The 12,052-nt window shown below is 44.2% G+C and carries 12 protein-coding genes and 1 tRNA gene; 5 read left to right on the top strand and 8 right to left on the bottom strand.

The features are described 5' to 3' along the window. Positions 1–118: 118 nt before the first annotated feature. Complete coding sequence (locus tag AACR75_RS06595; protein ID WP_017049700.1) at positions 119–568, bottom strand: DUF411 domain-containing protein; 450 nt, start codon at positions 566–568, stop codon at positions 119–121. Between the two features lie 13 nt (positions 569–581). Next, positions 582–3,107 carry a heavy metal translocating P-type ATPase gene (locus AACR75_RS06590; RefSeq protein WP_197056796.1) on the bottom strand — a complete coding sequence of 842 codons (2,526 nt, stop codon included), beginning with the start codon at positions 3,105–3,107 and terminating at the stop codon, positions 582–584. A gap of 238 nt (positions 3,108–3,345) precedes the next feature. Here AACR75_RS06590 and gltX point away from each other — a divergent pair, with 238 nt between their 5' ends. Beyond that, the gene (gene gltX, locus AACR75_RS06585) at positions 3,346–4,773 is read left to right on the top strand and encodes a glutamate--tRNA ligase (RefSeq protein WP_047689233.1); all 1,428 of its coding nucleotides are present in this window, start codon (positions 3,346–3,348) and stop codon (positions 4,771–4,773) included. Positions 4,774–5,032: 259 nt separating this feature from the next. Then, on the top strand, positions 5,033–6,019 hold the full coding sequence (locus AACR75_RS06580) for an OmpA family protein (protein WP_170898768.1): 987 nt from the start codon (positions 5,033–5,035) through the stop codon (positions 6,017–6,019). Between the two features lie 104 nt (positions 6,020–6,123). Here the strand turns inward: AACR75_RS06580 and AACR75_RS06575 are convergent, their stop codons facing one another. From AACR75_RS06575 to AACR75_RS06565, 3 genes are all read right to left on the bottom strand, one after another. Further along, positions 6,124–6,630 (bottom strand): Fe3+-citrate ABC transporter substrate-binding protein, encoded by a 507-nt coding sequence (locus AACR75_RS06575; RefSeq protein ID WP_026027396.1) that lies wholly within the window; start codon positions 6,628–6,630, stop codon positions 6,124–6,126. A 165-nt stretch (positions 6,631–6,795) separates the two neighbouring features. Beyond that, positions 6,796–6,872, bottom strand: a tRNA-Arg gene (locus AACR75_RS06570). Positions 6,873–6,926: 54 nt separating this feature from the next. Beyond that, on the bottom strand, positions 6,927–8,060 hold the full coding sequence (locus AACR75_RS06565) for a flagellar assembly protein FlgT (protein ID WP_047689229.1): 1,134 nt from the start codon (positions 8,058–8,060) through the stop codon (positions 6,927–6,929). Positions 8,061–8,221: 161 nt separating this feature from the next. Here AACR75_RS06565 and AACR75_RS06560 point away from each other — a divergent pair, with 161 nt between their 5' ends. Further along, on the top strand, positions 8,222–8,857 hold the full coding sequence (locus AACR75_RS06560) for a FlgO family outer membrane protein (protein ID WP_013856244.1): 636 nt from the start codon (positions 8,222–8,224) through the stop codon (positions 8,855–8,857). 9 nt (positions 8,858–8,866) lie between these two features. Then, complete coding sequence (flgP, locus tag AACR75_RS06555) at positions 8,867–9,298, top strand: flagellar assembly lipoprotein FlgP (RefSeq protein WP_017043110.1); 432 nt, start codon at positions 8,867–8,869, stop codon at positions 9,296–9,298. A 97-nt stretch (positions 9,299–9,395) separates the two neighbouring features. Here the strand turns inward: flgP and AACR75_RS06550 are convergent, their stop codons facing one another. The 3 genes from AACR75_RS06550 to flgA form a co-directional block, all read right to left on the bottom strand. Further along, the gene (locus AACR75_RS06550; protein WP_013856246.1) at positions 9,396–9,821 is read right to left on the bottom strand and encodes a flagella synthesis protein FlgN; all 426 of its coding nucleotides are present in this window, start codon (positions 9,819–9,821) and stop codon (positions 9,396–9,398) included. Positions 9,822–9,852: 31 nt separating this feature from the next. Then, a complete protein-coding gene (flgM, locus tag AACR75_RS06545; RefSeq protein ID WP_013856247.1) occupies positions 9,853–10,173 on the bottom strand; it encodes a flagellar biosynthesis anti-sigma factor FlgM in 321 nt (106 codons plus the stop codon). A gap of 128 nt (positions 10,174–10,301) precedes the next feature. Beyond that, complete coding sequence (flgA, locus tag AACR75_RS06540; RefSeq protein ID WP_047689226.1) at positions 10,302–11,048, bottom strand: flagellar basal body P-ring formation chaperone FlgA; 747 nt, start codon at positions 11,046–11,048, stop codon at positions 10,302–10,304. A gap of 77 nt (positions 11,049–11,125) precedes the next feature. On the opposite strand from flgA, the gene AACR75_RS06535 reads away from it, so the two are divergent. Next, a complete protein-coding gene (locus AACR75_RS06535; protein WP_013856249.1) occupies positions 11,126–12,052 on the top strand; it encodes a chemotaxis protein CheV in 927 nt (308 codons plus the stop codon).

The following is a 12,052-nucleotide window of genomic DNA, read 5'->3' as shown; positions in this document are numbered from 1 at the left end:
TTCTATTTCTGCTTCAGGCGAGCGAGTCAGCCGAGTAACTAGTGTTAAATAACTCGTAGCCATATCAATGCACCCCAATGAAAGCCTCCGCATCTGTCGGAGGCTTTATTACATAAAATCAATTACCTTCGTGGTGAGCAAACTCAAACACCTGACCTTGCTCGTTAAAAGCAAAAACCGAATAGGCTTCTTTCTTATCACCAGATTCCATACCTGGAGAACCGATTGGCATGCCGGGCGCGGCTAACCCTTTGGCATTTTTCGGTGGATTAGCGAGAAAGGCTTGAATGTCTGTGGCTGGAATGTGACCTTCGAAAACATAGCCGTCGATAACGGCTGTATGGCAAGAGGCGAGCTTGGGTGTAATGCCCAATTGTTGTTTTATCGCCGTCATATCTTCTTGCAATTGCTCGTTAACCTTAAATCCTGCTTGTTGCATGTGAGTGGACCACTCAGTACAGCAGCCACAATAAGGGGATTTGTAATTGGTCACCTCGGTCACCGTGGCGAATGCGGAGTAGCTCATAAGAGACAAGGTGCTAAGCATAGCGGCTGTGATCATTTTCATTTTTATCTAACCTCTAAGAGTGAAAAGGGGATTTAAATAGACGCAAGCGGTTAGCGTTGCTCACGACTGTGATTGAGGACAAAGCCATTGCCGCTCCTGCAACTACAGGGCTGAGTAAAAAGCCAAAAGCGGGATAAAGCACACCAGCGGCAATGGGAATGCTGAAGGTGTTATAAATAAACGCGCCCAATAGGTTCTGCTTCATGTTTTTTACTGTCGCTTTAGAAAGAGCGATAGCATTGACTACGGCAAGCGGTGAGGAGTTGAGCAATGTCATTTGCGCACTCTCTATTGCGACATCACTGCCACTGCCCATAGCGATACCAATATCGGCTTGCGCAAGGGCTGGCGCATCATTAATACCATCACCGACCATGGCGACGCTTTGGCCTTTCTCTTGTAACTGCACGATTTTTTGTGCTTTTTGATCCGGAAGTACTTGAGCGATCACTTGCTGTATGCCTAGCTGTTTGGCTATTGCAGTGGCCACGCTTTGGTTATCTCCAGTTAGCATCACGGTACGAATGTTCATTTTGTTCAGTGTGCTGATAGCTTGTGCAGCATTAGGTTTGATTGGATCAGCAATAGCGATGAGACCTTTGAGTTCACCGTTAATGGCAACCGCGACTGGCGTCCAAGCTTGTTCTGCGTAGTGTTCAATGGCCGTTTGTGCTTGAGTAAGAGGAACGCCCAGTGATTCAAGGTGCGATAAAGAGGCAACGACGACGGAATCACCGCCAATATTTGCCATTAGCCCTTTGCCTCTTAGGTTGGTAAATTGCTCGACTGCGGCGCTGGTTGATACCAACGGTTGCGCATAATGGCAGATAGCCTTGCCAAGAGGGTGTTCAGAGCGCAGTTCTAAAGCGTAAACAAGGGTTAACAATTTGCTATCTTCAATTCCCCACGTGACTAAGTTCTGAACGGTTGGCTTGCCTTGAGTGAGCGTACCTGTCTTATCAAATACTACAGTGGTGATTTTGCTTGCCGATTGCAATACATTGGCATCTCTGATCAAAATACCCATTTCAGCGGCTTTGCCAACTCCTACTGTAACCGAGAGTGGAGTAGCTAGACCCAAGGCACAAGGGCAGGCAATGATCAATACTGTTGTCGCAACCACTAGCATATAACTGGCCTTAGGTTCAGGGCCTACAAAGTACCAAATCAGAGCGGAAAACAGGGCAATCATAACCACTGTCGGTACAAAAATAGCGGATATCTGATCTGCCAGTTTGGCAATGGCTGGTTTACTGCTTTGCGCCTGACGCACCATTTGGATGATGCGCGAGAGCATGGTTTGCGCCCCTACGCCAGTGGCTTCGATGACTAAGCTGCCATCATGATTGATGGTGCCTGCCGCAATGGCATCGCCTGCCACTTTTAGGACGGGGATCGGCTCGCCAGTGAGCATGGACTCATCAACATAAGATTCACCGCTGAGGACTTTGCCGTCTATCGGCACTTTTTCTCCCGGTTTTATGCGTAGTTGCATGCCAAGTTGTACTAATTCAACCGCAATCTGTTGATCGCCTTGCGCCGTGATGCGTGTTGCTTGTTGTGGCTGCAAGTTAATTAGGGCTTGCAAGGATTGGGTTGTCTTTGCTTTGGCTTTCGCCTCAATGTAGTGGCCCAGTGAAATCAAACCGATAATCATCGCGCTGGCTTCAAAATAAACATGACGCGAGGCGACGGGAAACCAAGTTGGGTAAATCACTACCAACATTGAATAGGCCCAAGCCGCTCCGGTTCCTAGGGCAACTAAGCTATCCATGGTGGCGCGCCTATGGGTTAACGCAAGCCAAGCATGGCTAAAAAAGTGGCGGCCAGCGGTGGCCAATAGGGCTAAGCACACAATGCCGATAACGCCCCAGTATATTTGCTGCTGAGTGGTCACAATCATCATGCTGCCACCAAGAAGGCCCCAGAGCATTAACGGAATACCCATTATTAAACCGAGTAATGCATTGGTTTTATGTTGCTTTTGTAAATCAAGTGATTGCTGTTTTTGTTTTTCTTGCTGTTGGGCTGGATCATCGACTCGCTCTGCACGGTAGCCTGCATGAGTAATGGCATTGAGCAATTGCCGTTCAAGGTCAGCGATATCCGCTTGCGAGAGCACTAAGGCGCTTTGTTCTGCTAAATTGATTTGCGCTTTTTGTACACCGTTAACGCTTAGAAGTGCTTTTTCCACCGAAGAGACACAGCTTGCGCAAGTCATTCCTTGGATCAGTAAGTGGGTACTAACCAAACCCGTTATTGAGGCTTCTGTCTCTTGTGCGAGTAGCTGTGTATCGCTAACCAAGGTTGTGGGTTGCGATGAGGGCAGAGGATCGCTGTTCGTGCTGAGCAAGGCTTGATAGCCTAAGGATTCGATAGCGGCGATGAGTTCACTTAAAGAGGCCGAAGTGCTCAGTTCGATGAATGTGGGTGACAGCTGGTGGATTTGTACCTCAAATTCTTGCTTGAGATACTGCTCAAGTTTCTTCGCGCAACCCATGCATTTCAGCCCTGATAAAGGCAATTGAAAGCGTTTCATTGAAAAATTCCCCGTAAACCAACTCAATAGCTAGAAGCATAAACCTTACCTTTAGGGCAAGGTCAAGTTCCACTAAAGGAAAGTTAAGCGAATTTTAAGCGTTATTCTTGAGTGCAGAAAAACGAAAGGCAATCGAGGATTGTAGATTTAGCCGTCAGTGGTAAAATGTCGCCACTTTTTATCCTGGTACTTGCAGTGGACATGTTCTCCGCTGTCTTTTTATCCCTAAGGAAATCAAATGACGGTTAAAACTCGTTTTGCTCCTAGCCCGACAGGCTATCTTCACGTTGGTGGTGCGCGTACTGCACTTTACTCTTGGCTTTATGCAAAAAGCCAAGGTGGTGAGTTTGTTTTGCGTATTGAAGACACCGACCTAGAGCGCTCGACGCAAGAAGCCGTAGACGCGATTCTTGAAGGTATGACTTGGCTAGGTTTGAATTGGGATGAAGGCCCATATTTCCAAACTAAACATTTTGATCGTTATAATGAAGTTGTCGATAAGCTGCTTGCTGAAGATAAAGCCTACAAATGTTACGCCTCTAAAGAGCTGTTAGATGAAGTTCGTGCCGAGCAAGAAGCGAACAAAGAGATGCCGCGCTACGATGCTGATCACCCAAAAATCAAAGCGGTTAACGACGCCGCAAAAGAAGGGGATCCGTGTGTTATCCGTTTCCGTAATCCTAAAGAAGGCAGCGTAATTTTTGACGACCAGATCCGCGGTCGTATCGAAATCTCCAACAGCCAGATGGATGATCTGATCATTCGCCGTACCGATGGCTCACCCACCTATAACTTCTGTGTGGTGGTGGATGACTGGGATATGGGGATTACTCATGTCGTTCGTGGCGAAGATCACATCAACAACACACCTCGTCAAATCAACATTTACGAAGCGTTAGGTGCTCCTGTACCTGTGTTTGCGCACTGCGCAATGATCTTAGGTGACGACGGCGCGAAGCTATCTAAACGTCATGGCGCTGTTTCTGTGATGCAGTATCGCGATGAAGGTTATCTGCCTGAAGCACTGAATAACTATTTAGTTCGTCTAGGTTGGTCTCATGGCGACCAAGAAATTTTCTCGCGTGAAGAGATGATTCAGTTCTTCAGTTTAAATGCTATTAGCAAATCGGCATCTGCATTTAATACTGATAAGTTGTTGTGGCTGAACAATCACTACATTAAAACATCAGAGCCTGAATATGTTGCAAAACACCTTGAATGGCACTTTGAGCAACAAGGCATCAATAAAGACAACGGCCCAGCATTAGCTGAGATCGTTAAACTGGTTGGTGAACGCTGCAATACCTTGGTTGAACTTGCTGCTCAATCTCGTTACTTCTTTGAAGATTTTGCTGAGTTTGATGCTGATGCGGCGAAAAAACACTTGCGCGGTGTGGCGAAAGCGCCGCTAGCACTTGCTTTAAGCAAATTAGAAGCATTGAGTGACTGGACAACGGAAAACCTGCACGCTGTCATCGCTCAAGTGTGTGAAGAGCTTGAAATCGGTATGGGTAAAATAGGCATGCCGCTGCGCGTTGCTGTCACTGGCGGTGGTCAATCGCCATCGGTTGATGCTGTTATGCAACTGATCGGCAAAGAGCGTGTCATTGCTCGTATCAATATGGCATTGGCCTTTATTGTTGAGCGTGAAGCGAACGCTCAATAAGTCAATCATACGAACAACGCTTTGAACCGCAGCTTATGCTGCGGTTTTTCTTTATATCGGCTTTGTTAAATCCTTTGGTGTAGAGCACTGACAATATTTCACAAAACGATGACAGAGAATAAACTAATGCGCTATTTAAGCTTTCTTTAGATACAGTATAGTGGTTCCGAGTTATGCAGGTATGTGTGTAGGCGAAAAGTAAACCGTTTTTGGGTACCGCAACCGCATTATGATAACGATAAATAGGAAAGGAAAAAGTATGAAAAAGTTAGCAGCAGCAGTTTCAATGGCGCTTGTTTTTGCATCTTCTGCCGCAATGGCTGAAGTATACGTAGGTGCTAAAGTTGGTAAATCTTGGCTTGATGACGCTTGTCGTGCTGGAGATGTGTGTGAAGATGAATCTTCTACCGTCGGTGCTTACCTTGGTTACCAAGCGTTTAATTGGCTTTCATTAGAGGCAGGTTACGATTACTTGGGCAAATTTAGTGGTGCGGGGCTGAATGATGAAAAAGTAACGGCCATTACACTCGCACCGAAAGTCAGCCTTCCTTTGACTGATGCCATTGCCTTATATGCTAAAGTCGGCGGTGCTTATGTTGATTATGGCAATAAAGATGATTACTCATATTTAGGTGCCGCTGGTATTGAGTTCAACACCGATAATAACGTCACTTTACGCTTGGAATATCAAAGCCTCACCGATATTAATAACGATCTTGTCCGAGCGGCAGGTAACTCGGCTACCTTAGGTGTTTCGTATAAATTTGGTGGAAGTAAAGCAGAACCTGCGCCAGTCATCGTGCAAGAGGTGTTTGTTGAAGAAGTTGTACAGCCAGTGGTTGAGCCAGTCGTTATTCCCCAAGAACCTGAAACGGTTGTTAAGCATGTGCCATTTCAACGTTTGGACAGCAGTAGCTTTGCCCATAACAGTACTAAGCTAACAGCAGAGAGTACTAACCAGCTCGATAAACTAGTGAAATATTTGCAAGCTTACCCACAAGCCGATGCTGAAATTATTGGTCATACTGACTCAACTGGCGCTGCGGCTTACAACCAGAAACTATCAGAAAAACGCGCACAAGTTGTTGCTGATGTTGTGATTGCTAAAGGTGTGGATGCGAACCGTCTTACCGTAAAAGGTGAAGGGGAAAATAGCCCAATCGCATCGAATGATACAGTCGAAGGTCGAAAGCAAAACCGTCGTGTTGATATCGTTATTCCAAGCTTTGATTATGAAGTGAAATAATAACGCTTAAGTATTAGAAAATAGAGAAAGCCCGTGAAAAACGCGGGCTTTCTTCTTGTAAAACAATGGATTTGAGCCTCTAACCGCTCCGGTATCACGCCACGTTATTTCAAATCAATACTATTCAATCGGCCCATGTAGATAAGAATATCCAAGTCTTCTTTATAAGCCTCTAATAGCGCCTTTTTCGTCTTGGTATAAGCGGCAAGCTTGCCATGCTTGTTGATCGAACAAACGACGCTTTGAAATATACAGTTACCTTTTTCATCATAGTGTCTCCAAGCCGCGATATAACAAGGATCCCGAGCTTCCGGGTTATCGAGCGTTGGTCTGGGTTTGTATATAATTTTAGGTTCTAAACTGTGTGGTAGGCGAGTCATCAAATAGGGATCTTTGAGCAGACGACGCCAATGTTTGCCCCACATCTCTGAACCTAATTCATTACGCAGCTTTATCGCCTTTTTAAGCCCTTTTTTCTCACCAATACGGATATAGCCGACAGAACGGTGCAGCACCGTATCATCCGGTGTATGGATATGAATTTTATAGGCGGTCTTTGCTTTAGAGATAAAGCGGTGACCAGTATTCGTGATTAGATTGCTCTTTTTCATCATTTTTATATCGATAAATCTGTTAATACTAATTCTAGATTATTTGACATAGAACTTACAGTAAGCACTGTATATGAATCATAGTGGCTCAAATCAATATTAGGTCAGTTTTTCGTCATAAAAAAAAAGCCTCAACACCGGTTGGGTGTTGAGGCTTTATCAAAATGGCGCTCCCGACAGGAGTCGAACCTGTGGCCTGCCCCTTAGGAGGGGGCCGCTCTATCCTACTGAGCTACGGGAGCAAGGTGGGCTAGTTTACTCAATAATTTTGTGAAGTTAACTAGTTAAAACGAAAATTAAAGCTGTTTGTGCATAACATCGCCAATTTGTATGCTAGAGGCGAGATTTTCTTGATCAACACTCAGCTCCGCTTCGTTTTCATAGACGCGAGTAACCGTAAGGGTAATATCACTTTGAGTCACTTTATTTCGTGGTAGTCCTTTCTGATCAATGAATGAACCTGTATGCCACAGCTGCAATTTGTCACCGGTTTTAACGCTATGCATACGTCCTAGATCCATCGTGATGGTGTTACCATATTTAGCAACCACTTCGGGGAGTGTTATTTTACATGAAAGTTCGGATTCAAGATCAAGCATGATATTTCGGCTGACGCGCAGCATCATGCTGCCAAAGGTTGAAGCCCAAAAACGAGCACTGCGCGTATCTATCTGACTGGTTTTGGCGAAGGGCCATTTAGCGACTTCTCTATAATGTCTAGTCATGACTTCTTGGCCTGTTTTGCCATCAAACACTTGGATTTGCATAGCAAATTGACGGTTAATCACATCATCGGCGAGTAATTTTTGCTCTATCGTGGCAGTTAAATCGGTGATGGTTCCCCCCAAAATGTACTGTGCTCCCGTGTCCTCTGCAATCATGGTTAAGCGTTCTGGGTGCTGTTTTTCAATTGCATAATCTGTGGTGCCAACCGACACAAAACTGCGAGATTCTTGATCGAGTTGGCGGTTGAGTACCTGTGCAAAATCATCTCCCACACTGTAAATTTGCCCCATAACCGCCTGTTGTGGCGATGCAAGATCAATGTTACCCACTAAAAACGTTTTCTTATATTGGCTAACGTGGCAACCTGTTGCCGAAGGATAAATATCAATTCGAGCTTTAACATACATCACTCCCCGACGTGTTTTATTCTCTTCAACTAACACATAGCGTACTTCATGGTTAGTAAACTGGTACTCTTTACGGTCTGATTCCAGCAGTGGTCGCAAGTTACTGATACTACCGATGTCTGCCCCGGCAAAGTTTACCGCCTTATAGATGGCATCTTCCAATGCATTGAGGCGAGCGACTTCCTCTGAGGAAACAATGGCTGACGATCCGGTCACTTCATACCAAGCAGCATTAACGGCCTGAGAAAAGGTAATGGTGCAACATATTGAAAATAAAACAGAAATAATTTTTTTCATTGTTATTTACCAGTTGGGTATAAATTTTGCTTTTAAAATCTTAGCTGATGTAGGCAGTGCGTTTTGAAAGTGTAACAAGTTTTGAAAAGCAAAGAGTGTTCCAAGTTTTTTAATCTGAAGTTTGGAATCAAGATTGCCTCAGTATATCTGGAGATAAGAGAATGAAAAAATGGCTTTCGATAGTGCCAGCAGTTTTGTTAACTGCTTGTGCCTACGCCCCGATTTATAACGGTAAAGAGCCATACAATGGTTCACAGTTTATGCTAATGGAGAGCCCACGTCACACGTTGGACTTCTTTGTTGAAAGCATGACAGAAGATTTGATGGTGTCCAATACTAGTGTTTCTGCTCGCACTCCTATTGCTGTAACATCGTTCGTGGACCTGCAAAGTATGGACGCGACTAACTGGTTGGGTAACTCGGTTTCTGAAGGATTTATCCATCAGTTTCAGCGTCGAGGATTTAAAGTGGTTGATTTCAAAACCACAGGCTCGATTCAGGTAACGCAGCAAGGTGATTTTGCTTTCAGTCGTGACTGGAAAGACCTCGCTCAAGAGCAAGAAATCCAATACATACTGACAGGGACAATGCTTCGTCAAGAAGGCGGTGTATTAGTCAATGCTCGTGTTGTGGGAATGCAGTCTCGTGTTGTGGTTGCTACCGCACAAGGCTTCTTGCCTGCCGATCGTATTGGTCGTGATCTTGATACGCTCAACAGTATCCGTACACAAGATGGTGTGTTAATTCGCTCTGACCCTACGATTAAGCAGCCGTATACGGTTATCTTGCGTCCATAGGAGAAACCAATGAAAAAATGGCTATTACTTCTAGTGACTATCATGATGGTGGGTTGCCAGCCCTTGCAAACCATGCGCGCTGATGAATGGTTGACGGCGGTAGGTTATGCCAATATCAGTGAGCAAACTGGGCGTAGTGTGGATGAAAAGCAAGTCCGTGCAATGCGTGCCTCTAAAATCGATGCTTATCGCGAACTGGCAGAGCAAGTCTATGGAATGCGAGTGAGTGGTCGTGCTGAACTACAAGATCAGCGATTGGGCACAGAGCTGACGTCGGGAGCGGTTGATGGTGTTATCCGCGGAGCAGAAGTGGTCCGCAGTTATAAGGTGGGTGACAGTTATGTTACTGAGTTACGTCTCGATATCCGTAAGATGGATAAACTGCGTGACTACGGCGAAGTTCAGCAAGTACCAGAAAAACGTCAACAAACACTCTTCTAAATCTTCCTTCTCTCCAGATCGAAAAAGCGGCAAAGTTTGCCGCTTTTCTGTTTAATTCGTTTCAGCTTAAAAGTTTAGTAGCTCAGCTGCATGTTGATTACGCTTTAATATTGGTCCCTAAAGTGGACACAGTGTGGGTTTGCCCACCAGCGTTATACGTCATGCCAATTTTTCCGTGGCTTTGCTGCATCAAATTATTGAGTTTATTAAAACTGAGTTGTGCACGTTGTAGCGCTTCACCATTAACAAGGTTTGCTTGCTGGCAATCGTGAACAATGGAACGAATCTGATCAACGATTTGCGACAGGAGTACATCTTCAGCCAGGCTCACGACATGGGGATGTTTCGCAATTCGGAGGTCAGTTTGTTGAAGTTGTCCAACTAAGGTCATCTTTTGTTTGGCAATAGCTTCGATTTCACTTGATGAACGGCTCGTAATTGCTAACTTTTCTTGTTCAAGTAGCGAAGAGAGTTCTAGTGCATTTTTCAATTGGAAATCGACTAAGTCTTTTAATACAGCCATTGTATGTTGCCTTAATTAGTCAAAAGTAGGGCTAGTTAAAACCACCCAACTCTTTTTCAAATTTAATCATATTATCAGCCAACTTTTCTGGGTCGACTCTATATGAGCCATTGGCTATCGCATCTTTAATTGCAGCGACTTTGGCACTATCAAAACTTGGCTGAGATACCATTTGGTTGTGCATTTCACCAATGGCCTTACCTTGGGTACTAAGTGATACCGCATCTTGATTTTGAGGTGAACGAGTGACCGAGCCGGATGTCGATGGAGATGCATTCGATTCAGTACGAGCATTACTACGATTTGTCGTCGTTAATGTTTGCCCCGAACGTATGTTATCAATACCTGCCATATGTGAGCCTTATTAATAATAATGGAAACCTGTACAGTCAATATCGACGGTGCTTGTGATTACTTTAGCTTTTTTTTCTGTTTCACTTTCTTAACAACGTAAACACATTTAGAAGTGTAATGAAAGCGTTAAAATTGAACCGTGACTTCGCCAATACCGGTTACTTGTGCATCTATTATACGGTTTGATTTATCATTTTTCACTTTTATCTGCTCACCAAAAATACCATCACTTAAAGCGGTTCCTTTGGTTGTGATGATCATTCCCTGCTTGACTGCTTGAATCATAACGTTTTCATTACGACATACGACGCATATATCATCTTGCTCAACTACATCTCCAATACGCATGTTTTTTTTCACTTTAGCTCCGACGATACGATTTATATCGGAAAAACCTTGTCGTCTAAAGCGGTGTAAGTCTACCATTGTAATCAAGACATCTTGCTGCGTAATTTGCTGCCCACGAGAAATGGGTACGGCAACGGTGACAAGTGGCAGTGAAATGGTCAGTCTTACAGGAACATAAATTTTCCAGTTATCTTCAATGCATTCAACCAGAACTGTGATATTACTTGCAGAACCATTACTGGATGAGGAAGAGGTCGATAACGGTGTGGGGCAGTCGGTGGCATAAATTCGGTCATCAATATTTGCCGCCTTTACGTTTAACTCCCCGCTGGGAGGCCACTCAATTGTTTCTAAAACATGTTGTTCCGCAGCTTGTTGAATGGCTTCAACTTGCGGCAAAGTGGCAGAATGAAGAGAAAAATTAAAGAAAAACAATAAAAAGCCGATAGAGAGATAAAAATTTCTATAGAAAGCTCTACACTTAGTTATGGAAAGTAGATGTAAACATATTTTTGTATGCATCATTCTGTTTCTCTGGTTTCTTCATAGCCTGTAGTAGACTACCACTTTTTTGCATAAAAGTTTGAGATGGAGATGAGCTTATGACGGGTATTCTTGATTCTGTGAATCAGCGTACGCAACTCGTTGGTCAAAACCGATTAGAACTCTTAACGTTTCGTCTAATGGGACGGCAACGTTATGGTATCAACGTATTTAAAGTTAAAGAGGTACTCCAGTGCCCGAAGTTAACTTTGATGCCCAATTTACATCGCCTAGTCAAAGGTGTTGCTCATATTCGTGGTCAAACCGTTTCTGTCATTGATTTGAGTTTGGCCGTGGGCGGACGTCCCACCGCGGACCTTGATAAGTGTTTTGTGGTCATTGCTGAATTCAACCGATCTATCCAAGCTTTCTTGGTCAGCTCGGTGGATCGAATTGTAAACATGCACTGGGAAGCCATTCTTCCTCCACCAGATGGCTCAGGCAAAGATAACTACTTAACCGCAGTCACCAATATTGATAACGAATTGGTAGAAATTCTCGATGTAGAGAAAATTTTGGCAGAGATTTCTCCGGTTAATGAGACAATGGATTCATCTATTGGTGAATCGATCGCCCAAGTAGAAACAGAAAAAGAGATCATCCGTCGAATTTTAATTGCCGATGACTCAACCGTTGCGCGTAAACAGGTTCAAAGAGCAGTAGAATCGATAGGTTTTGAAGTCGTTGCTGTTAAAGATGGTAAAGAGGCGTATGAAAAATTGATCGAGATGGCAGCAGAAGGGCCAATTTACAATCAAATATCTTTAGTGATCTCTGATATTGAAATGCCTGAAATGGACGGCTATACATTAACAGCAGAGATACGTAGAAATTCAGATTTGAAAGATCTATACGTTATTCTTCACTCTTCACTGAGCGGCGTTTTTAACCAAGCCATGGTTGAGCGAGTGGGTGCAAACTCATTCATTGCTAAATTCAACCCTGATGAGCTTGGGAATGCGGTTAAAGCTGCACTAGTTAACTAA

Source organism: Vibrio sp. ZOR0018 (genome assembly GCF_963865925.1).
In the GTDB taxonomy this organism is placed as follows: domain Bacteria; phylum Pseudomonadota; class Gammaproteobacteria; order Enterobacterales; family Vibrionaceae; genus Vibrio; species Vibrio anguillarum.
This window is presented reverse-complemented; position numbering and strand designations above follow the sequence as displayed.